Source organism: Pseudomonas sp. HN8-3, assembly GCF_020790195.1.
In the GTDB taxonomy this organism is placed as follows: domain Bacteria; phylum Pseudomonadota; class Gammaproteobacteria; order Pseudomonadales; family Pseudomonadaceae; genus Aquipseudomonas; species Aquipseudomonas synxantha_A.
The window spans coordinates 1604290-1624544 of sequence record NZ_CP086206.1 but is presented as its reverse complement, the minus strand read 5'-3'; the positions used below and the strand labels follow the sequence as shown (position 1 = coordinate 1624544).

The following is a 20255-nucleotide window of genomic DNA, read 5'->3' as shown; positions in this document are numbered from 1 at the left end:
GTGCCGCGTTGCTCCTGCTCGCCCATATTCAACTGGAGAAGCCACATGCCCACAATCCGTTTACCCACCCTGCTCACCGCCGCCTTCGCCGCCGTGCTGAGCTTTCAAACCCAAGCAGCTGCCAAAGACCACTTCAGTGTGTGCTGGACTATCTATGCCGGCTGGATGCCGTGGGAGTACGCCGGCAGCCAAGGCATCCTCGACAAGTGGGCCAATAAGTACGGCATCAAGATCGATATGGTGCAGCTCAATGACTATGTCGAGTCCATCAACCAATACACCGCCGGCCAGTTCGACGGCTGCACCATGACCAACATGGACGCCCTGACCATTCCCGCCGCAGGTGGTGTGGACAGCACAGCGCTGGTGGTCAGCGACTTTTCCAACGGCAATGATGGCGTGGTGATCAAGGGCACCGGCAAGACCGTGGCCGACCTCAAGGGCATGAACGTCAACCTGGTGGAACTCTCGGTGTCCCACTACCTGCTCGCCCGCGCCCTGGAATCCGCTGATCTGACCGAAAAAGACCTCAAAGTAGTCAACACCTCCGACGCCGACATCGCCGCGGCCTTCAACACCGACCAGGTGCAAGCCGTGACCACCTGGAACCCGATGCTCTCCGAGATCAAGGCCAAACCGGGCGTCACCCAAGTGTTCGACTCCAGCAAAGTGCCCGGCGAAATCATGGACATGATGGTGGTCAACACCCAAACCCTCAAAGACAACCCGGCCCTGGGCAGAGCGCTGACCGGCGCGTGGTTTGAAGTGGTCGCGCTGATGAACGCCAAAAACGCTGCCAGCACCGCGGCGCTTGAACATATGGCCAAGGCCTCCGGCACCGACCTCAAGGGTTTCCAGGCGCAACTGGACACCACCAAGCTGTTCGCGACGCCCAAGGAAGCCCTGGCGTTCGTCATCAGCGCGCAACTGCCCGCCACCCTGCGCAAGGTCGCCGAGTTCTCGTTTGAACACGGCCTGCTCGGCGAAGGGGCCAAGGACGCCAGCGCCGTGGGTGTGAGCTTCGCCAATGGCGTAACCAGCGGCGACACCGCCAACCTCAAGCTGCATTTCGACCCCAGCTACGTGCAGATGGCCGCCGACGGCGCGCTGTAAGAGGACCCGGCCATGCGCCTGATCAACCGTCACCCGGAACGCTCCAGCCGCCTGCTGTTGGTGCTGCTGCCGTTCGCCCTGCTGCTGTTCGCCTACTTCGTGGGCTCGGCCGAGCGGCTGGCAGAAAACCCCAACGACAAGCTGCTGCCCAGCGCCGTGCAAATGGGCGACGCCATAAAACGTCTGGCGTTCAGCGCCGATACGCGTACCGGTGAATATGTGCTGTGGCAAGACAGCGCCTCCAGCCTGCGCCGCCTGGCGATCGGCTTAGGCATCAGCGCCCTCGCCGGCCTCTGCCTGGGCATCGCCGCCGGCACATTGCCGTTGTTTGGCGCGCCGTTGTCGCCACTGCTCACGGTGCTGTCGATGGTGCCGCCACTGGCGATCCTACCGATTCTGTTCATCGTGTTCGGGCTGGGGGAGTTGTCCAAAGTCATGCTGATCGTCATCGGCATCACCCCGGCACTGGCGCGTGATCTGGAACAGCGCGCGCGGGAAATCCCCGTCGAACTGCTGGTGAAAGCGCAGACTCTCGGCGCGTCCACCTGGACCTTGATGCTGCGTGTGGTGCTGCCGCAACTGCTGCCACGTCTGCTGATCTCGCTGCGGCTGATGCTCGGCTCGGCGTGGTTGTTCCTGATCGCCGCCGAAGCCATCGCCTCCACCGACGGCCTCGGCTACCGGATCTTCCTGGTGCGCCGCTACCTGGCGATGGACGTGATCTTGCCCTACGTGGTGTGGATCACCCTGCTCGCCTGGCTGATGGATTGGGGCCTCAAAACCCTCACACGGCGTGCGTTCCCCTGGTACGAAGGAGCGCGGCCATGAGTTTTATCAGCGTCAACAATGTGTGGCAGCGCTATGGCGAACAGGTGGTGCTGGAAGGGCTCAACCTGCACGTCAATGAGGGTGAATTTTGCACCCTGGTCGGCACGTCCGGCTGCGGCAAATCGACCTTCCTGCGTCTGTTGCTGGGCCAGGAAACCGCGAGCAAAGGCCAGATCCTGCTGGACGCCCAACCGCTTGCTGGCGAGCCGGATGCCAGCCGTGGCGTGGTGTTCCAGCGCTACTCGGTGTTCCCGCATTTGACTGTGCTGGACAACGTAGCGCTTGGTCTTGAGCTACCGCGCTCGCCGCTGCTGGGACGGCTGTTGGGCAAAGCCAAACAAGAAGCACGAGAACAGGCAGCCGCCCTGCTGCAAAAAGTCGGCCTCGGCCACGCACTGGACAAATACCCGGCGCAGCTCTCCGGCGGTATGCAGCAACGCCTGGCCATCGCCCAGGCCCTGATCATGAAACCCCGCGTATTGCTGCTGGACGAACCCTTCGGCGCCCTCGACCCGGGCATTCGCAAAGACATGCATCAGCTGTTGCTGGCGCTATGGCGCGAAACCCGGCTGACGGTGTTCATGGTCACCCACGACCTCAGCGAAGGTTTTAGCCTCGGCACGCGCTTGCTGGTGTTCGACAAGGTTCGTGTCGATCCCCACGCCCCCGGCGCCTATGGCGCGCGCATCACCTACGACATCCCTTTGAACAGCGAGCGCCGCAAAGCGCTGGCAGCCGAACTTGGAGCGACTTCCAAATGACCGATTACATTCAACTGTCCCCCCCCTTCGCCGAAGAAATGCTGCCCGGCGGCGGCCACCGCTCCTTTGTGCTCAAGCGCGGCCAACTGCTGCGCCTCACGGATATTCGCGGTGGCGCCAACGTCAGCCTGACCCTGCTCAATGCCAATGAAAAAACCGAGCGTCTAAACCTGCCCGACAGCCTCAAATGCCAACACACCGCCAAGCTCACCAGCGGCCACTGCCTGTACTCGGACATGGGCCGCGTACTGGCCGCCATCACCGCCGACACCTGTGGCTGGAGTGACAGCATCGGCGGCGTGCTGTGCGCCGCCGAGGTCGCTGAAAAGTACGGCCAGGGCCGTTATCAGGAGCTGCGCAACAGCTTCTTCCGCAACGGCACCGACAACCTGCTGGTGGAATTGGGCAAGTGGGGGTTGGGGCTTTCCGACCTGCTGATGACCCTCAACCTGTTCAGCCGGGTCAGCGTTGACGAAGGCGGCGGCCTGCAATTTGTGCCGGACAATTCCAGGGCGGGTGACTACATCGAACTCTACGCGCCGATGAACACACTGGTGGTGCTCACCGCGCTGCAACACCCGATGGACCCCAACCCGAACTACGCGCCGCAACCACTGAAACTTAGCTGGATGAATGCCGCCCCCAGCGTTGCCGAACACTGTCGCACTTCGCGCCCGGAAAACGAGCGCGGCTTTATCAACACCGACCGCCTGTTCGCCTGAGGAACTGCCATGTCTATCGCACTGAAACAACCCGAGGCAGCCGTGTACCGCGCCACCATCCCCGCTGGCGAGCCATGGCTGATGGAGGTCAAGGCCGGGCAGACCCTGCGCATCCTCGACCTGGAGGGCAACCAGGCCGTCGACACGCTGTTCTACAGCCGCAAAAACCCCAAGGAACGCTATGACGTGCAGCGCACCCTGCGGCGGCAAAACCGCGTGTACCTGAGCAGCGGCAGCGTGCTGTATTCCAACCTTGGCCAGCCGATGCTGACCATCGTCGATGACACCTGCGGGCGCCACGACACCCTCGGCGGTGCCTGTGCCCAAGAGAGCAACACCGTGCGCTACGCCCTGGAAAAACGCTACATGCACAGCTGCCGCGACAACTACCTGCGCGCCTGCGCCCACGACGGTCGGCTGGGTAAAGGTGACATCGGGCCGAACATCAATTTCTTCATGAATGTGCCGGTCACCGCCGACGGCGGGCTGACCTTTGAAGACGGCATTTCCGCGCCCGGCAAGTACGTCGACCTGCGTGCAGAGATGGACGTGATCGTGCTGATCTCCAACTGCCCGCAACTGAATAATCCATGCAATGGATACAACCCTACCCCTGCGGAGTTACTGGTATGGAACTGAAAATAAAACGCCTGCGTAAGTGGTTATTTGCCCTGTGCCAGTCCCGAGCCGGGCAATGCATCCGAAAACACTGAAGTTCAAATGTGGGAGCGGGCTTGCTCGCGAATGCGGTGGGTCAGCCAGTGCATCTGTAACTGACACGACGCCTTCGCGAGCAAGCCCGCTCCCACACTTGGATCTTCATTGCTTTCAGAATTAGGACTGCGGACGACCGCAGTGCTCCCTCACTTTGCGGGACGGCCCGCAGGGTTTTGCCATGTTCGAAAAACTCTTGATCGCCAACCGTGGCGCCATCGCCTGCCGCATCCTGCGCACCTTGCGCGAGCTGCAGGTCAAAGGCATCGCCGTATACGCCGAAGCCGATGCCGCCAGCCTGCATATCCAGCAAGCCGACGAAGCCTACAGCCTCGGCGAAGGCGCAGCGGCGGCCACCTACCTGGCTGTGGAAAAAATCCTCGCCACCGCCAAGGCCTGTGGCGCCAAGGCGATTCATCCTGGCTACGGTTTTCTCTCAGAGAACGCCGCCTTTGCCCAAGCCTGCGAAAATGCGGGGATAGCCTTCGTCGGTCCGACACCCGAACAGCTGCGCGTATTCGGCCTCAAGCACACCGCGCGGGCCTTGGCCAAACACCATCAAATTCCATTATTGGAAGGCACCGAGCTACTCGACAGCCTCGATACAGCGTTGCTGGCAGCCGAAACCGTGGGCTATCCGGTCATGCTCAAAAGCACCGCAGGCGGCGGTGGCATCGGCATGCGTGTGTGCCGCAATGCGACGGAGCTGAGCGAGTCCTTTGAAGCGGTCAAACGCCTGGGGCAAAACAACTTCAGCGACGCCGGTGTGTTTATCGAGAAATACATCGAGCACGCCCGCCACCTGGAAGTGCAGGTGTTCGGCGACGGTTTGGGCGAAGTCATCGCCCTTGGCGTGCGCGACTGTTCCGTGCAAAGGCGCAACCAGAAAGTCCTCGAAGAAACACCCGCGCCGAACCTGCCCGACGGCATGGCCGAAGCCTTGTGCACAGCGGCCATCACCCTGGCCAAGGCCGTCAACTACCGCAGCGCCGGCACCGTTGAATTCATCTTTGACAGCGCCGACGGCCGCTTCTACTTCCTCGAAGTGAACACGCGCCTGCAGGTAGAACACGGCGTCACAGAACAAGTCTGGGGCGTCGACCTGGTGCGCTGGATGGTGCAATTGGCGGCGGGTGAATTACCTGCGTTGAGCGAATTGAAACTGCACCCTCAGGGCCACGCGATTCAGGCGCGGCTGTATGCGGAAGATCCAGGCAAGGGTTTCCAGCCGAGCCCAGGCCTGTTAACCCGTGTGGATTTCCCGACGGCTGAAGGTTTGCGGATCGACACCTGGGTGCAAGCCGGTTGCGAAATCCCGCCCTACTTCGACCCAATGATCGCCAAGCTCATCACGTGGGCGCCGACCCGCGAACAGGCGCGTCTGGATCTACACCAGGCATTGAGCGACAGCCAGCTCTATGGCGTGGAAACCAACCGCGATTACCTGCGCCAAATCCTTTTGGCCACGCCGTTTGCCAGCGGCCGCCCGTGGACGCGTTGCCTGGAAGGCGTGGTCTACAGCGCCAGCACCTTCGAAGTACTGAGCGCCGGCACCCAAACCAGTGTGCAGGACTACCCCGGCCGCCTCGGCTACTGGGCCGTCGGCGTGCCGCCCTCAGGGCCGATGGACAGCCGCGCACTGCGCCAGGGCAATCGCCTGCTGGGCAATGACGACGATGCGGCGGCGCTGGAAATCACCATGAATGGGCCGCTGTTGCGCTTTAATTGCGCGGCGGTCGTCGCTGTTACCGGCGCAGCCATCACGCTGTTGCTGAATGACCAGCCAGTGCCGATGAACACTGCGTTGTGGGTTGAAGCAGGCTCAGTGTTGAGCCTTGGCAGCATCATAGGTGCCGGTGCGCGCAGCTATCTGTGCCTGCGCGGCGGGCTGCAAGTGCCGGATTACCTGGGCAGCAAAAGCACCTTCACCCTTGGTCAATTCGGCGGGCACGCCGGGCGCGCTTTACGCACTGGCGATGTGTTGCATTTGCTGCCACTGACAGACGCCGACGCCGGCCAGCAATTGATCTCTGAACCCCTGCCCGCGGTGCGCACGCTACGAGTGATTTATGGCCCGCACGGCGCGCCGGAATATTTCCTGCCTGAATACATCGACACCTTCTTCGCCACCCAATGGGAAGTGCACTTCAACTCCAGCCGCACCGGCGTGCGGTTGATCGGGCCGAAACCTTTGTGGGCGCGCACGGACGGTGGCGAAGCGGGGCTACATCCGTCGAATATCCATGACAACCCGTATGCCATCGGCGCGGTGGATTTCACCGGAGACATGCCGGTGATCCTGGGGCCGGATGGGCCGAGCCTGGGTGGGTTTGTGTGCCCGGTGACGGTGATCGAGGCGGACCTTTGGCAGTTGGGGCAACTCAAGGCGGGTGACAAGCTGCGGTTCGAACCGGTGAACCTCAAAACCGCCCGCGACCTCGCCTTGAAATGGGATCAATGTGGGAGCTGGCTTGCCTGCGATACAGACAAGGCGGTACCTCAGGCAGACCGCAATGATGCCATCGCGGGCAAGCCCGGCTCCCACATCGACCGTGTCCCACTTAAGATCGGGTCGCCTGTGGTGTTGGAGGTCGGTGAAGGCGACACCCGTCTCGTCGCCCGCCTCGCCGGTGACACCCATCTGCTGCTGGAAATCGGCGCCCCCGAGCTGGACCTGGTGCTGCGCTTTCGTGCCCACGCGCTGATGCAAGCCCTGGAAACTCTCGCCCTGCCAGGTGCTATCGACCTGACCCCAGGCATCCGTTCCCTGCAAATCCACTACCAACCCGAACAACTGCCGCTGGCGGATTTTCTGCCACTGATCACCACGCAATGGGCCGCCGTATGCGCCACCCCCAACCTGCAAGTGCCCTCGCGCATCGTGCACTTGCCGCTGTCGTGGGACGATCCGGCGTGCCAGTTGGCGATCGAAAAATACATGACCACCGTGCGCAAGGACGCGCCGTGGTGCCCGAGCAACCTTGAGTTCATCCGGCGCATCAACGACCTCGCCCACCTCGACGAAGTGCGCCACACGGTGTTCGATGCCAGCTACCTGGTGATGGGCCTGGGTGACGTCTACCTCGGCGCCCCGGTGGCAACGCCACTGGACCCGCGACACCGTCTGGTGACCACCAAATACAACCCGGCCCGCACCTGGACCGCCGAGAATTCGGTGGGCATTGGCGGCGCTTACTTGTGCGTGTACGGCATGGAAGGTCCAGGCGGTTATCAGTTTGTGGGGCGCACCTTGCAGATGTGGAACCGTTACCGGGAGGTCGCGGCGTTTGATGGCAAGCCGTGGCTGTTGCGGTTCTTTGACCAGATCCGTTTTTACCCGGTGACGGCTGATGAGTTGGTGCAGATCCGGCGCGATTTTCCGCTGGGGCGCTTTGAGTTGAGCATCGAGCACAGCCATTTGAATCTCGCGCAGTATCAGGATTTCCTCGCGCGCGAAGCCGCAAGCATTGGCGCGTTTCGTGAGCATCAGCAGCACGCCTTCAATGCCGAGCGTGAACGCTGGATCGCCAGCGGCCAGGCGCATTTCGACAGTGAAGAACTCGCAGCACCACAAGGTGCAGACACGCCGTTGCAGGCCAACCAAATCAGTGTCGACAGCCCTATCGCCGGCAACCTTTGGCAAGTCCAGGTGGCTGCAGGTGAGCAGGTTTCGGCTGGCGATGTGCTGGTGATTCTGGAGTCGATGAAAATGGAAATCCCGGTAGTGGCGCCGTTCGCCGGCACCGTGCGCGAGATCCCCGTACAACCCGGCAGCGGCATAGGCGCCGGGCAGCGGGTGGTGGTGCTCGAACGTGACTGACTCCTCTATTTCTACAGGCGGACAAGCCATGAACCTGCAACTGGACAACCTGCGCAATGCCTACCTGAGCGGCGACACCACGCCCCGTGAAGTGCTGCTGCACCTGCGCGAGAAAGCCGCGCACTTGAACCCCGATTATCACCTGTTTATCCACTTGCTTACGGAAGCGGAGCTGGAGCCGTACCTGGCCGCATTGGACGCGCGCGAACCGGCTGAGTTGCCGTTGTTCGGCGTGCCGTTTGCGATCAAAGACAACATTGACTTGGCTGGCATTCCTACCACCGCCGCGTGCCCGGCGTTCGCCTATGTGCCGCAGCGCAACGCGACCATTGTCGAGCAGTTGATCGCCTTGGGCGCGGTGCCAGTGGGCAAGACCAACCTCGACCAGTTCGCCACCGGGCTCAATGGCAGCCGCTCGCCGTATGGCGCGTGCCCCAACAGCGTGTTGCCGGAGTATCCGTCGGGCGGCTCCAGCGCCGGGTCGTCGCTGGCCGTAGCGTTAGGTGTCGCGAGTTTTGCCCTGGGCACCGACACTGCCGGTTCCGGACGGGTGCCGGCGGCGCTGAATAACCTCGTGGGGCTCAAGGCGAGCAAAGGCTTGATCTCCACAGCCGGCGTAGTGCCGGCGTGCCGCACGCTGGATTGCGTCACCACCTTTACCCGCACCGCGCGCGAGGCCGGCCAGTTACTGGCGCTGACCGCCAGGCTCGATCCGTTGGATGCGTACAGCCGAGCAAACCCGGCGTGGAATGATGCGTCTGCGTTTGGTGCACCCCGCGCATTTCGTTTTGGCGTGCCGCGCGAGCAGGACCTGGAGTACTTCGGTTGCGAGCAAGGCCCGCAGCTGTTTGCGCAGGCCATCGACCGCTTGACGGCGTTGGGTGGCGAGCCGGTGACGCTGGATCTGTCGCCGTTCCTTGAAGCCGCGCGCCTGCTCTACGAAGGGCCGTGGGTGGCCGAACGCTACAGCGTGGCCGGTGAACTGATGGAGCAGAACCCCGAGGCCGTGCTGCCAGTGATTCGTGCGGTTCTGGCTAAGGCGCCTGCGGTGAACGGCGTGCAGACCTTCCGTGCGCAGTACCGCCTGCAAGCCTTGAAAGCGCAGTGCGATGGCTTGCTTGAAGGCCTCGACTGCGTACTGACGCCGACCATCGGCCGCCCGGTGACGCTGGAAGAACTGCGCGCCGAACCGGTGCTGCGCAACGCCGAGCTGGGCTACTACACCAACTTCATGAACCTGCTGGATTACGCCGCCGTCGCCGTGCCCAGCGGCTTTATGCGCAACGGTTTGCCTTGGGGGGTGACGCTGTTTGGCCGAGCATTCACCGACCAATACCTGCTGGGCGTGGCGGATGCGTTGCAGCGCCAGCACGATACGTCGCTGCCTGTGCCTGTCGGCAGCGCAGGTCATGACTTCAGCCAGCTGGTGGTGTGCGGCGCGCACCTGCAGGGGCTGGCGCTTAACGGCCAATTAGTGCGGCGTGGCGCGCGCCTGCTGGAGCGCACCCACAGCTCGGCCGACTATCAGTTGTTCGCGCTGGCCGGTGGGCCGCCCTATCGCCCTGGCATGCTGCGGGTGAGTGAAGGCGGCGTGGCCATTGAGGTGGAAGTGTGGGAGCTGCCGAGCCGCGAATTGGGCTCATTTCTCACCGGTATCCCCGCACCCTTGGGCCTGGGCAAGGTGCAACTGGCCGACGGGCGTTGGGAAACCGGCTTCATCTGCGAGCCCTACGGCTTGACCGGCGCCGTGGACATCAGCCACTTCAACGGCTGGCGCGGCTACCTGCGCAGCTTGCAATAGTGGGACGGGGCTGTATCGTGCAGGGAATTGCGCGATACAGCCCGAACCGACATGACCTCACCCACCCTTTGCCCTGCCTGCGGTGCCCGCAACGACTGCACCCTGGCCGACCCACGCACCGCAGACCAAGCCTGTTGGTGCTACACCGTCACTATCGACCCGGCGGTGCTCGAAGCGCTGCCCGATGAACTGCGCAATAAGACCTGCCTGTGCCCACGCTGTGCGCAGGTAGATGCGCAATTGCGTGGGGCTGAACAGCCGTAATGCGCGTTGATCGTTTCCTCAGCAACCTGCCGCGTTTCAATCGTAAGCAAGTGCGTGTGCTGCTGGTTGAGCGACGGGTGACAGTCGATGGCGTGGCCGTCAGCGACCCCCACCATGAAGTGCGAGAATTCAGCCGCGTCTGTGTCGATGATGAGGTACTGCAAGCCGGCAAACCGGCGCGTTATTTCATGCTGCACAAACCCCAAGGTTGCGTGAGCACTACCGCCGACCCGGTGCATCCCACCGTGCTTGATTGGCTGAGTGAACCGGACAAGCACGAGCTGCACATCGCCGGTCGTCTGGATTTCAACACCACTGGGCTGCTGCTGATCACCAACGACGGCCAATGGTCGCGGCGCCTGACCCAACCCCAGACCAAACTGCCCAAGGTTTACCTCGTTGAAACCGAGCAGGACATTGGTCCTGAGTATGCAGCCACCTTTGCCGCTGGCCTGTATTTCGCCTTTGAAGATCTCACCACTCAACCCGCCGAACTTGAGCTAATCGGCCCTAGGACCGCACGCCTGAGCATCATCGAAGGCCGCTACCACCAGGTGAAGCGCATGTTCGGGCACTTTGATAACAAAGTGATTGGCCTGCACCGTGAGCGGATGGGGCCTTTGGTGCTGGATAACGCCCTTGCACCGGGCCACTATCGGCCGCTGACTGACGACGAGATCCGACAGGTCTGACGACCGTTCAGCCGGTGATGGCAAAAAACCAGCTCGTCGCCTTGCGAGCTGGCGCCTGTGCTGCTTGAATCAAGACGTCAGCCAAATCATGACTGGCGAGTCGCCCATAACCTCCAAGAACACCTTGCCCAGCCCGCGCTTGATCTACGGGCGTCCCAGGCAAACAGCCCGCCATAACAACACCCGCCGGCCAGCCGTCATCGGACCGACATGGGCCCTCATTTCAAGGCGTATGCCTACCTGTCACAAAGCTCGTGCAGAGTGATCTGCGCGCACTACCCGCTTGCCAGGAGTCTTACGACATGAGGCCAGAAATCGCTGTGCTGGATATACAGGGTCAGTATCGGGTGTACACGGAGTTCTATCGCGCGGACGCGGCTGAAAAGACCATCGTCCTGGTCAATGGCTCCATGGCGACCACGGCGTCCTTCGCTCAAACCGTGAAAAGCCTGTACCCGCAATTCAATGTGGTTTTGTACGACCAGCCTTACGCCGGCCGTTCCAAAATCCATAACCGCCATGAGCAGATGCTGACAAAGGAAGTTGAGGGTCAGATTCTCCTGGAACTGCTCGATCACTTCGCCGCAGAGCATGTGCTGTCCTTTTCGTGGGGCGGTGCCGCCACGCTGGTCGCGCTTGCACACCGGCCTCGACGTGTGGAAAAAGCCGTGATCAGCTCATTCTCGCCAGTGATCAATGCGCCGATGCGCGATTACCTTGAGCGCGGTGTCGACTACCTCGGCAACCTCGACCGCGACCGCATCGGCCACCTGGTCAACAGCACCATCGGCAAGCATCTGCCGTCGCTGTTCAAGCGCTTCAACTACCGCCACGTCAGCAACCTGGCCGAGCACGAATATGGGCAGATGCACTTTCACATCAGCCACGTACTCAACAGCGACCGGCTGTGCTACCTCAGGGCGGCCAAACAGATCGACATTCCGGTGTTGTTCTTGAACGGCGAATGGGACGAATACACCAGCGCCGAGGATGCCAGGCTGTTTGGCCAGCATGTGGCCAAGAGCAGCTTCAGCACCATCCAGGCCACGGGGCACTTTCTGGATATGGAGCACAAAGCGGCGTGCCGGGATAGCCGTGAGGCAGTGGTGGGCTTCTTGAAACCAGAGCGACAGGTGAGCCGGCTGCGATATCACCAGGGGCAGACGCAGCATGCAGCTACCCTTTGAAATGGAGACTGGCGACGGCGAACAAGCGCCCTCGCCACACGCAACCCACACATTTTTCAAAGAAAAACTTCAAATTGCGGCGAACATCTGGTACAAAGTCAGCCGCTCTGAGCGGGTATAGTTTAGTGGCAAAACGAAAGCTTCCCAAGCTTTAGTTGAGGGTTCGATTCCCTCTACCCGCTCCACTTGAAAGTGGCACCTGCGTCAGGCTAAATCTGGCGAAGGATGCATAGAAACCGGTCCCTGGTGACCGGTTTTTTTATGCCTGGGATTTGAGATTCAAGAACGTTGTGCACAGACCCGTTCGGGTTTGACAGGCTTCCAGCCCACCAACGCGATCAACAGGGTCAGCAGTTGCAAACCGATGATCAGCCCCACACACCCGGCCCAGCCCCAGCGCTCCCAAATCAGCGCCGGCACGATAGCTCCGCAGCTACCGCCCAGGTAGTAACAGGTCAGGTAGACCCCCACTGCTCTTGCCTTGCTGTCGCCAGCGTTGGCGGTGATGAAGGCATTGGCAGCGGCTTGGGCGAGGAACACGCCGGTGGAGCTGAAGGCCAGGCCTACCACGATGCACCCCAGGGAAGGCACCAGGGTCAGGGCCGAACCACAAACGCCCAGCACCGCGGCGATGCTCAGCAGTTCTGCCTGTGGGCGGGCTTTGCTGAGGCGGCCGGCGATGGGTATCACGATCAGCGCCAACAGAAATACGGTGTACAGCGCTCCCAAGGCCGCAGGCCCGAGGTTGAAAGGCGGTAGGCCAAGGTACAAACCTGCGTAGGTGAAGGCGGCGACCTGTGAAAATAACACGCAAAAACCTACGGCATACGCAGCCATCAGCGGCGTGCGTAAAACACCTGACCAAGCCGCCTTGGCCAGCTTCGCCCGCGGGCGATTGGCGGGCAGCAGAAACTGGATAAAACCGCCGACCATCAAGCTCAACACGGCCAGCCACTCAAACGCTTCGCGCCAGCCCACGTACTCGGTCACCACTCCGGTGACGAACCGCCCGGCGAACCCACCCAGCACGGTACCCGCCACATACAGGCTGGTGACTTCAGTCACCGTGCCACCGCTCCAGCGATCGCCGATGTAAGCCACGCTCGTGGCAAACACTATGGGGATCAGCATGCCCTCGACAAAGCGCCAGACCAACACTCCGGCGAAGCTGTCAGCATAAGCCGTCATCAACGCCGGCCCCGCCAGCAACAGCGCCGCCAGGCTTATCACCGTGCGTTGCTCGAAGCGTCGGGTCAGGTGGCTGACAAATGGCGCAGTGATCGCCACCGCCAGCGTGGTCACGGTAATGCTCCAGCCGGCAGCCTTGGCGCTGATGTCGAACTGCGCCGCAAACACCTGCAGGATGCTCTGGGTGGCGTAGAGGTTGAGGAACGCCGCGCAGCCACACAGGAACAGGGCAAGGCGGGCACAATGCAGGCGCGGTTTCATGAAACCTCTCGTTTTATTTTGTGCGGCCTTTATAGAATGGCCGGCGTGCCTTTAACCAATACCGAATTCCGACCGATTGATACCCAAGGATCAGGATGCTCGACCTACGCAAGCTGCGTTACTTTCTGACGGTCGCTGAAGAACTGCACTTCGGCCGTGCGGCACTTCGCCTGCATCTGGCCCAACCGCCGCTGACTCGGCAGATTTCTGCGCTGGAGGCAGAGTTGGGGTTCAAGCTGTTTGACCGCACCAGCCGCACGGTCACCCTCACCGCTCAGGGACGTTCGTTCCTGCCCTATGCCCGCGGTGTGTTGGAGCAAGTAGAACTGGCGCAAGTGATCGCGCGTAAATTGGCCGCCGGCACTGCGGGCCAACTGGCACTGGGATATGCCAGTTCAATCGCGCTGTCGGACCTGTTCAGCCAGGCGATCCAGGCATTCGCCCAGCGCTTTCCCGATGTGCAGTTGACCCTGGTGGAATGCGCCTCCGGCAGCCTGGGCGCCCAGGTGGCGGACGGACGCCTGGATATCGGCTTGAGCCGCCTGATGCCGCAAAGCGCCGATGTCCAGGCGTTATCGCTGGGTGAGGAGCGGTTGGTGGCCGCCGTCTCCAGCGACAGCCCATTGGCCAGCCAAACGATGCTCGGCGTGGCGCAACTCAGCACTTATCCGCTGATTCTGTTTCCGGCCGATTACGGGTCTGGCTTGAACCAGTCCATCGAGCAACTTTACCGACACCACGGCCAGCCCCTGCGCCCTGGGCCGACCGGGCGACAGATCACTTCGATCATTGCCTTGGTGGCGGCCGGGCAAGGCGTTGCGCTGGTCCCGGAATGTACCCAGAGCTTGATGAACAAAGGCGTGACGTATCGACCGCTGCAGGAAGTGGACGCATGTGCGCAGTTATTGGTACTTACCCCGACATCAGGAAGAGGCGTATTAGTGGACGCATTTATTGGTGTACTTGAACAGGCATTACACATCCCGTAATACCGCGAAAAATCCCGCAATACGTCTCGGCGGCGCCATTCCAGCGCCGCCATACACTTCCTTCAACCGCTACCGAAATACCGGACATCGACCATCGGTAGGTAGAGTGTTGATAATTTTTTTTCAGTAGTTATAGTCACCACCAACACACACCACAAGGAGGTGATGTGGATAGCCGCTATTTGATAGGTAACATCGTTGCAGACGGTTGGTATCTGGTGCGCATCAGGGGCAGTCATCATCACTTCAAGCACCGGACAAAGCCCGGTCTGGTCACGATTCCTCATCCAAAAAAGGACCTGCTGGATAAAACCGCCAAGAGCATTTTGAAACAGGCTCTGCTGAGTTAACCGTCCCTGGAGGGCAACACACATGCTTTATCCCATCGCAATTTCAACGGGCGACGAGGACCACGCCTGGGGCGTGGAAGTCCCGGATATTCCCGGGTGCTATTCCGCCGGCGATGACCTGGACGACGCCATGGCCATGGCCCGCGAAGCCATCGAGGGGCACTTCGAGATCCTTGCAGAAGATGGCGCGCCGATTCCCAGCGCGCAGAAAGTCACCTTGCACGCCGCCAACCCACAGTACGCAGGCTGCACCTGGGCGGTGGTAGACATCGACGTCACCAAGTACCTGGGCAAGGCGCAAAAACTCAACATCACCCTGCCGGGGTATCTGTTGAATCGCATCGATGACTATGTACTGAATCACCCGGAAGAAAAAAGCCGTTCGGGGTTTCTGGCGTCCGCGGCACTCAAGGTATTGCAACAGGATCGATAATCGCGGCGAAGCAACACCGAAGGGTTTACCGCAACGTTCAACTGACAAGAATTTGACCGCAAGAAACGTAGTTTCCAGGCCCGCTGGCGGAACTAGAGTAGCGTCATCCCCATTAAACGCCTGTTCGAGGAGCACGCTCATGACTTACCAATTCAAGCTCATGCCTTCCCCTGTCGGTGAACTGACCCTGGTAGCGCGCAACGGCAAACTGAGCGCCATTTTATGGGAAGTGGAACGCGCGAACCGTGTGCGCCTGGGTGAATTGGTCGAGGCCAATGACAGCCCGGTATTGCGGGAAACCCAGCGCCAGTTAACGGAATACTTTGCCGGATCGCGCAATCGGTTTGAGCTGGAGCTGGATTTCGCCGGTACCGATTTTCAGAAACAGGTTTGGCGGGCTCTGCTGACAATTCCCTTCGGCGAAACGCGCAGCTACAGCCAAATTGCCCAACAGATCGGCAACCCCAAGGCTGTACGCGCAGTCGGTGCGGCAAATGGGCGTAATCCGATCTCGATTGTCGCCCCCTGCCACCGGGTGATTGGTGCATCAGGCGGGCTGACCGGATTTGCCGGGGGGTTGCAGGCCAAGCAATATTTGCTGGCGCTGGAAGGCGCAGGTCAGGCAGAGCTGGCGCTCTGACTTTGGCGGCGACTGAACTGCTTGCCGAGATATTTGTTAAAAGAAATTTCAGAGAACTGCTGTGGTCAATTGTTCATCACCTCTTCACACAGGAAACGGTAATGAAATTCTCCACGGTCTCGCAAACCCTGTCCCGCTGGGCAGGCAGCCCCCGAACCTTCTACACAGCCGTCGCACTGATCCTGATATGGAGCCTGAGCGGACCCTATTTCCACTACAACGACACCTGGCAACTGATCATCAATACCTCGACGACCATTATCACGTTCCTGATGGTGTTCCTGATCCAGAACACGCAAAACCGCGACAACGATATCCTGCATATCAAGATTGATGAGCTGCTGCGCGTATCCAAGGATGCCCAGAATGCCGTGCTCAGCCTCGACGGCCTGGACCGCAAGGAACTGGAAAAGCTGCGCCAGGAATACCGCAACATTGGCAACACCAGCAGCCTGAGTTTGAACAACGGTTGCGCTGACAACACTGCGCCGACCAAGACAGACCTGAACCAGGCATAAAAAAACGGCGGTTGGGTAGGCCCCAACCGCCGATTTCATTTCACGCTACGGTCTCAACCGTCGCCTTGATGACCCTTGCCATAGGTCGACGCCAGAGCACGGGCTTTTTGCAGACGCTCTTCGAGCTTGGGCAGCGTCTCATCCACCAGCGCTTTTATCTCCGGCACATCCGACGCGGCACCTTCTTTCTTGAACAGGGCGATGGCGTCTTCGTTTTCCTTGACCTGCTGTGCGGTATAGGCAGCGTCAAAGGAGTCGCCATCCTTGAGTTCAGGCATCAGGGTTTCGGCTTTATCGACGATCTTTTCCCGTGGCGCGACCGGCAAATCGAGCTTCTTGGCAATGGCTGCCAAGTGCTGGTTGGCCAGGGTGCGCTCGTTGATGACCTCAATGGTGTAGTCCTTGATCTCTTGGGACGAGGTCTTGGCGTGTGCCATGCGACTGGTTTCGATATCGGCCATACCTTTGGCCGAAGCCTGCTCGATAAATTCAGCAGGCGACTGGGCGAAAGCATTGCTGGCGCCGAGGCCCAGCAGCATCGCGAAACTGGCGGTGCGTAACCGGATAGCCATGCGGCTCATGATGGGTTCCTCCAGAGCAAAAATAGGTACGGGGATCTACACCCGCCCTGGATTCGAATTTTCAGAGCCGCAAAGGTTTAGAAAAAACTTGTCAGTGCGACGAACGGTTGTCGTCATTTCATGCAGGCTTGCTTGCGAACAAGCCCGGCAATGCATGCGCCAGGGCATTAATGGCAAAGCCGATGAACATCACGCCGCAGAGCTTGGTGATCAGGATTTCATGGCGTTGATACACCGTGCGCACTCGTTGGGCGCCGACCACGCCGATCAAAATCCCATAGGCCAACAGGCCGCCAACAAAGCTCAGGAAGATCAGCGACGGCAGCATCGACCACGTCAACAACTCGGCACGGCTGGACAGCAACGCGGTGAAGGTCGCCACGGCAACCGGATAGGCTTTGGGGTTGGTCAAGCCGAACACAATGCCATGCCAGAACGGGTGCCGCGCGGCGCCCTGGGGAGCATCGCCGTTGCGGCGCTGGGTACGGATCGCCCGCCAGCCGAGCCAGAACAGATACACACCGCTGAGTACGCCCAATACATCAAACGCACTGCTGCCCACTTCTCGCGCACCGACGATGGCAATCAGCGCAGTACTGCACCACACCACATCGCCGAGCAAATGCCCGCACAAAAAACCCGCTCCGGCACGCCGGCCACGCGCAGCACCGATGCCGAACACGGCCAAAACACCTGGGCCTGGCGTAATACCGTAGATAAAACCCGAAGCAAGGACGGCGAGCAGCAAGGATGGGGTCATGAATAGACGCTCTGAGGGACTCTTAAAGGTGATTGATTCTGCATGTTTCACTGCGGTGGGTAAAACTTCATTCCTGCGTAAGGCTTGGCGCGACAAGCTTGCAGGCGCGAGGCCAGATCGCCGACATGAACCTCCAGCTTGTGGCCGTCGGGATCGAGGAAATAAAACGACGCGCCTTCGCTGCGGTTGTCACGCCACTCCTGCACGCCGGCGGCCCGCAGGCGTTCGACCAATGCGGTGAAATCAGCGGCATCGACGGTGAAGGCATAGTGGGTGTAATCCATTGCCGCAGTGGTCGAGCGCACCGGATCCAGCGACAGGCACAGCCAAAGCCCGGGCAAGGAAAGGTAAGCACCATTGTCCCAAGTGGCATCGAGTTGAACACGCAGCAGATCGTGATAAAAACTGACGCTGCGCGGCACGTCGGTGACGGCCAGGGTCAGGTGGTTGAAGCCGGTTAGCATTTAGGTTTTCTCTTATTACCGGTGACCATCGGACAATACACCGCGCACCCGCCCAATCAACCACTGCAACCCAGAATCACCACCCCGCCGCACATGCCAGGCGAGCTCAAAAGCAAACGAGGGAATATGAAACGGCGGTGGCACGGTCAGCAAATGTTGATGGTCGATATTCAGTAAACCCCGGGACGACACCGTCAAAATCAGATCCGTGCCCTCGATCAACTGAGGCGCCACGCCCCAGTGTGGCAGGCTGATTGCCACATGCCGCCGTTCACGTATCGCAGCCAGTGCCCGTTCGATTTCCGGCGTACCGCTGCCGCGCATCTCCAACAGTACATGTGGGCGTGACAGGTAAGTCGGCAGGTCCAGCGCACCGCTGGGTGCAAGGCTGTGGCGGTCGACCAGGCAGGTGTAATGCTCTTCGAACAATGGCGTCGTACACAGTTCGGCGGGCATGTCGGGGAATACGCCCGCCGCCAGGTCGAGATCGCCATTGAGCACGCCGTCAACCATACCTTCGCGGCTGGCCTGGATGATCTGCAGGTCGATGCCCGGCGCTTCGCTGCGCAGGACGCGGACCAATCCAGGTAGGAGGATCGCTGCGCTGTAGTCTGACATCGCCACGCGAAAGCGGCGCTTGGCCGAGGTGGGGTCAAAACGATTCGGCGCCAATAATGCCTGCACCTGGCCCAGCGCTTCGGCCAATGGCGCTGCCAACTCCAGAGCCCGAGCCGTGGGCACCAGCGCGCCGCCCTGACGCACCAACAGCGGGTCGCCAAGCATATCGCGCAGCCGGGCCAACGCGTGGCTCACCGCCGGCTGGCTCAGGTGCAGGCGCTCGGCGGCGCGGGTCACGTGTTGCTCGCTGAGCAAGACGTCGAGGATCACCAGCAGGTTAAGGTCGATACGGCGCAGATCATTCATCAGCTGCATGGTCTGTATAAGAACTTGGAATTTAAATCTGCGCGACGAATAGCCTAGAGTCCAGCGAAACTTCTGGGAGCATGGAGATGAGCGTGTTGCATTGGATGGGTTTGTTAGCGCTGGCGGTGATCGCCGGAGCCGTGGTGCCGTTTCAAAGTGCAATCAACGCTAATCTTGGGCGCGGCCTCGGCCATCCATTGTGGGCCACCTTGGCGTCGTTGCTGGTGAGTATCATCGTGCTGCTGCCAGTGATTATCGCTTTGCGTCTGCCCTTGCCGAGCCTGACGTTTATCACCAAGGCTCCGTTGTGGATGTGGGCCGGTGGCGCCTTCGGCGTCTGTTTTATTTCACTGGCGTTGATGCTGCTGCCCAAACTCGGCGCGTCAGGGTTTATTGCGTTGGCGATGGCCGGGCAGATTCTCGCCTCGTTGCTGCTCGACCATTTCGGCCTGTTCGGCCTGGTACAACGCCAACTGACAACGCCGCGGGTGTTGGGCGCGTTGCTGCTGATCGGCGGCGTGGCATTGATCCAGTTCAGTGGCGCTCAGCCGCCAGGCGATTGATCTGGGCCTGCTCTACCACCGGCTGCGGCGCGCCCAGGCTCGCGGCCTGTAACATTGCCCGGCCGACAGTCTCGGTGCTCACCACCCAAGCCGGTTTTACCCGCCGCACAAACGAAAGCACCGGCCCCAGCACGCTATAAAAAGCTTGATACACGGGGGTATTCGAGCGCACGCCGTGCAACGGCTGAATGATCCCCGGACGGAACAGGTACACCGCCTTGAACGGCAGGCGCAGCAAGGCGTTTTCCGTCTTGCCCTTGACCCGCGCCCACATCAATTGGCCCGTCTCGGAACTGTCCGTGCCGGCGCCGGACACGTAGATAAAGGTCATCTGCGGATTAAGCCGCGCCAGGGTACTGGCAGCTACCAGGGTGAGGTCATAGGTGAGGTGGGTATACCGGGCTTCGTTCATGCCCGCCGACGAGACACCGAGGCAGAAGAAACACGCATCAAACCCTTGCAGCAGGTTCTCCAGGGGCTGGAAGTCGAGCATGTCGCTGTGCAGCACCTGGTGCAGCTTGCTGTGTTGCTGGGTCAGGGGCGTACGGCCGACGGCCACCACTTCCTGCACATCCGCCGCCAGCAGGCACTCGCGCAGCACGCCTTGGCCGACCATGCCGGTGGCGCCGAATAACAGAACTCTCATTAGGTAACCTCAGCGGCACGCCGCAAGCTTGCTCAA

22 protein-coding genes and 1 tRNA gene are annotated in these 20255 nt (G+C 60.8%); 17 read left to right on the top strand and 6 right to left on the bottom strand.

All coding sequences use genetic code 11. The features are described 5' to 3' along the window. The first annotated feature begins 45 nt into the window (after positions 1-45). The 11 genes from LJX92_RS07310 to LJX92_RS07260 all read left to right on the top strand — a co-directional run bounded on the left by LJX92_RS07310 (position 46) and on the right by LJX92_RS07260 (position 12087). On the top strand, positions 46-1113 hold the full coding sequence (locus tag LJX92_RS07310; protein ID WP_228309508.1) for a putative urea ABC transporter substrate-binding protein: 1068 nt from the start codon (positions 46-48) through the stop codon (positions 1111-1113). 12 nt (positions 1114-1125) lie between these two features. After that, entirely contained in the window at positions 1126-1941 is an 816-nt protein-coding gene (locus LJX92_RS07305) for an ABC transporter permease (RefSeq protein WP_103733503.1), read from the top strand. Continuing rightward, on the top strand, positions 1938-2702 hold the full coding sequence (locus tag LJX92_RS07300; protein ID WP_103733502.1) for an ABC transporter ATP-binding protein: 765 nt from the start codon (positions 1938-1940) through the stop codon (positions 2700-2702). Before LJX92_RS07305 ends, LJX92_RS07300 begins: the two co-directional genes overlap by 4 nt. Next, a complete protein-coding gene (locus LJX92_RS07295) occupies positions 2699-3424 on the top strand; it encodes an urea amidolyase associated protein UAAP1 (protein ID WP_148852380.1) in 726 nt (241 codons plus the stop codon). The genes LJX92_RS07300 and LJX92_RS07295 overlap by 4 nt, the downstream gene beginning before the upstream one ends. A gap of 9 nt (positions 3425-3433) precedes the next feature. Beyond that, on the top strand, positions 3434-4063 hold the full coding sequence (locus tag LJX92_RS07290) for an urea amidolyase associated protein UAAP2 (protein ID WP_103733500.1): 630 nt from the start codon (positions 3434-3436) through the stop codon (positions 4061-4063). Between the two features lie 256 nt (positions 4064-4319). After that, positions 4320-7958, top strand: a complete 3639-nt coding sequence (uca, locus tag LJX92_RS07285; protein WP_228309507.1) for an urea carboxylase — start codon at positions 4320-4322, stop codon at positions 7956-7958. Positions 7959-7986: 28 nt separating this feature from the next. Then, on the top strand, positions 7987-9759 hold the full coding sequence (atzF, locus tag LJX92_RS07280) for an allophanate hydrolase (protein ID WP_103733498.1): 1773 nt from the start codon (positions 7987-7989) through the stop codon (positions 9757-9759). Between the two features lie 51 nt (positions 9760-9810). Then, a complete protein-coding gene (locus tag LJX92_RS07275) occupies positions 9811-10023 on the top strand; it encodes a cysteine-rich CWC family protein (RefSeq protein WP_103733497.1) in 213 nt (70 codons plus the stop codon). Continuing rightward, positions 10023-10715, top strand: a complete 693-nt coding sequence (locus LJX92_RS07270) for a pseudouridine synthase (protein WP_228309506.1) — start codon at positions 10023-10025, stop codon at positions 10713-10715. Before LJX92_RS07275 ends, LJX92_RS07270 begins: the two co-directional genes overlap by 1 nt. A 302-nt stretch (positions 10716-11017) precedes the next feature. Continuing rightward, positions 11018-11902: an alpha/beta fold hydrolase gene (locus tag LJX92_RS07265; RefSeq protein ID WP_078820531.1), complete on the top strand. Its 885-nt coding sequence runs from the start codon at positions 11018-11020 to the stop codon at positions 11900-11902. 111 nt (positions 11903-12013) lie between these two features. Then, a tRNA-Gly gene (locus LJX92_RS07260) sits at positions 12014-12087 on the top strand. Between the two features lie 94 nt (positions 12088-12181). On the opposite strand, the gene LJX92_RS07255 is transcribed toward LJX92_RS07260, so the two are convergent. Continuing rightward, positions 12182-13351, bottom strand: a complete 1170-nt coding sequence (locus LJX92_RS07255) for an MFS transporter (RefSeq protein ID WP_223018526.1) — start codon at positions 13349-13351, stop codon at positions 12182-12184. Between the two features lie 95 nt (positions 13352-13446). Between LJX92_RS07255 and LJX92_RS07250 the strand changes: the two genes are divergently transcribed. The 5 genes from LJX92_RS07250 (at position 13447) to LJX92_RS07230 (ending at position 16281) form a co-directional block, all read left to right on the top strand. Beyond that, positions 13447-14340, top strand: a complete 894-nt coding sequence (locus LJX92_RS07250; RefSeq protein ID WP_103733495.1) for a LysR family transcriptional regulator — start codon at positions 13447-13449, stop codon at positions 14338-14340. Positions 14341-14507: 167 nt separating this feature from the next. Beyond that, a complete protein-coding gene (locus tag LJX92_RS07245) occupies positions 14508-14690 on the top strand; it encodes a type II toxin-antitoxin system HicA family toxin (RefSeq protein ID WP_078820528.1) in 183 nt (60 codons plus the stop codon). A gap of 22 nt (positions 14691-14712) precedes the next feature. Then, positions 14713-15123: a type II toxin-antitoxin system HicB family antitoxin gene (locus tag LJX92_RS07240; protein ID WP_032877288.1), complete on the top strand. Its 411-nt coding sequence runs from the start codon at positions 14713-14715 to the stop codon at positions 15121-15123. Positions 15124-15262: 139 nt separating this feature from the next. Continuing rightward, positions 15263-15763 (top strand): methylated-DNA--[protein]-cysteine S-methyltransferase, encoded by a 501-nt coding sequence (locus LJX92_RS07235; RefSeq protein ID WP_223018525.1) that lies wholly within the window; start codon positions 15263-15265, stop codon positions 15761-15763. A gap of 101 nt (positions 15764-15864) precedes the next feature. Continuing rightward, positions 15865-16281: a low affinity iron permease family protein gene (locus tag LJX92_RS07230; RefSeq protein ID WP_032877290.1), complete on the top strand. Its 417-nt coding sequence runs from the start codon at positions 15865-15867 to the stop codon at positions 16279-16281. Between the two features lie 53 nt (positions 16282-16334). On the opposite strand, the gene LJX92_RS07225 is transcribed toward LJX92_RS07230, so the two are convergent. From LJX92_RS07225 to LJX92_RS07210, 4 genes are all read right to left on the bottom strand, one after another. Further along, complete coding sequence (locus LJX92_RS07225; RefSeq protein WP_005785958.1) at positions 16335-16862, bottom strand: DUF4142 domain-containing protein; 528 nt, start codon at positions 16860-16862, stop codon at positions 16335-16337. A 118-nt stretch (positions 16863-16980) separates the two neighbouring features. Next, the gene (locus LJX92_RS07220; protein WP_032877291.1) at positions 16981-17622 is read right to left on the bottom strand and encodes a LysE family translocator; all 642 of its coding nucleotides are present in this window, start codon (positions 17620-17622) and stop codon (positions 16981-16983) included. A 47-nt stretch (positions 17623-17669) separates the two neighbouring features. Then, positions 17670-18086: a fosfomycin resistance glutathione transferase gene (gene fos, locus LJX92_RS07215; RefSeq protein ID WP_005785954.1), complete on the bottom strand. Its 417-nt coding sequence runs from the start codon at positions 18084-18086 to the stop codon at positions 17670-17672. A gap of 15 nt (positions 18087-18101) precedes the next feature. Continuing rightward, a complete protein-coding gene (locus tag LJX92_RS07210) occupies positions 18102-19019 on the bottom strand; it encodes a LysR substrate-binding domain-containing protein (RefSeq protein WP_228309505.1) in 918 nt (305 codons plus the stop codon). Between the two features lie 77 nt (positions 19020-19096). Between LJX92_RS07210 and LJX92_RS07205 the strand changes: the two genes are divergently transcribed. Then, positions 19097-19573, top strand: coding sequence for a DMT family transporter (locus LJX92_RS07205; RefSeq protein ID WP_032877293.1), 477 nt, complete (start codon positions 19097-19099; stop codon positions 19571-19573). On the opposite strand, the gene LJX92_RS07200 is transcribed toward LJX92_RS07205, so the two are convergent. Beyond that, positions 19545-20219: an NAD(P)H-binding protein gene (locus tag LJX92_RS07200; protein WP_228309504.1), complete on the bottom strand. Its 675-nt coding sequence runs from the start codon at positions 20217-20219 to the stop codon at positions 19545-19547. The two genes, LJX92_RS07205 and LJX92_RS07200, sit on opposite strands and share 29 nt — an antisense overlap. Positions 20220-20255: the final 36 nt, after the last annotated feature.

What these genes read in the sequence shown, in the direction of transcription:
- fos (WP_005785954.1), bottom strand. Translation starts at nt 18,086, where the DNA reads ATGCTAACCGGCTTCAACCACCTGACCCTGGCCGTCACCGACGTGCCG.
- LJX92_RS07255 (WP_223018526.1), bottom strand. Translation starts at nt 13,351, where the DNA reads ATGAAACCGCGCCTGCATTGTGCCCGCCTTGCCCTGTTCCTGTGTGGC.
- LJX92_RS07220 (WP_032877291.1), bottom strand. Translation starts at nt 17,622, where the DNA reads ATGACCCCATCCTTGCTGCTCGCCGTCCTTGCTTCGGGTTTTATCTAC.
- LJX92_RS07265 (WP_078820531.1), top strand. Translation starts at nt 11,018, where the DNA reads ATGAGGCCAGAAATCGCTGTGCTGGATATACAGGGTCAGTATCGGGTG.
- LJX92_RS07205 (WP_032877293.1), top strand. Translation starts at nt 19,097, where the DNA reads ATGAGCGTGTTGCATTGGATGGGTTTGTTAGCGCTGGCGGTGATCGCC.
- uca (WP_228309507.1), top strand. Translation starts at nt 4,320, where the DNA reads ATGTTCGAAAAACTCTTGATCGCCAACCGTGGCGCCATCGCCTGCCGC.
- LJX92_RS07225 (WP_005785958.1), bottom strand. Translation starts at nt 16,862, where the DNA reads ATGAGCCGCATGGCTATCCGGTTACGCACCGCCAGTTTCGCGATGCTG.
- LJX92_RS07275 (WP_103733497.1), top strand. Translation starts at nt 9,811, where the DNA reads ATGACCTCACCCACCCTTTGCCCTGCCTGCGGTGCCCGCAACGACTGC.
- atzF (WP_103733498.1), top strand. Translation starts at nt 7,987, where the DNA reads ATGAACCTGCAACTGGACAACCTGCGCAATGCCTACCTGAGCGGCGAC.
- LJX92_RS07230 (WP_032877290.1), top strand. Translation starts at nt 15,865, where the DNA reads ATGAAATTCTCCACGGTCTCGCAAACCCTGTCCCGCTGGGCAGGCAGC.
- LJX92_RS07270 (WP_228309506.1), top strand. Translation starts at nt 10,023, where the DNA reads ATGCGCGTTGATCGTTTCCTCAGCAACCTGCCGCGTTTCAATCGTAAG.
- LJX92_RS07305 (WP_103733503.1), top strand. Translation starts at nt 1,126, where the DNA reads ATGCGCCTGATCAACCGTCACCCGGAACGCTCCAGCCGCCTGCTGTTG.
- LJX92_RS07240 (WP_032877288.1), top strand. Translation starts at nt 14,713, where the DNA reads ATGCTTTATCCCATCGCAATTTCAACGGGCGACGAGGACCACGCCTGG.
- LJX92_RS07210 (WP_228309505.1), bottom strand. Translation starts at nt 19,019, where the DNA reads ATGCAGCTGATGAATGATCTGCGCCGTATCGACCTTAACCTGCTGGTG.
- LJX92_RS07290 (WP_103733500.1), top strand. Translation starts at nt 3,434, where the DNA reads ATGTCTATCGCACTGAAACAACCCGAGGCAGCCGTGTACCGCGCCACC.
- LJX92_RS07235 (WP_223018525.1), top strand. Translation starts at nt 15,263, where the DNA reads ATGACTTACCAATTCAAGCTCATGCCTTCCCCTGTCGGTGAACTGACC.
- LJX92_RS07300 (WP_103733502.1), top strand. Translation starts at nt 1,938, where the DNA reads ATGAGTTTTATCAGCGTCAACAATGTGTGGCAGCGCTATGGCGAACAG.
- LJX92_RS07200 (WP_228309504.1), bottom strand. Translation starts at nt 20,219, where the DNA reads ATGAGAGTTCTGTTATTCGGCGCCACCGGCATGGTCGGCCAAGGCGTG.
- LJX92_RS07250 (WP_103733495.1), top strand. Translation starts at nt 13,447, where the DNA reads ATGCTCGACCTACGCAAGCTGCGTTACTTTCTGACGGTCGCTGAAGAA.
- LJX92_RS07295 (WP_148852380.1), top strand. Translation starts at nt 2,699, where the DNA reads ATGACCGATTACATTCAACTGTCCCCCCCCTTCGCCGAAGAAATGCTG.
- LJX92_RS07310 (WP_228309508.1), top strand. Translation starts at nt 46, where the DNA reads ATGCCCACAATCCGTTTACCCACCCTGCTCACCGCCGCCTTCGCCGCC.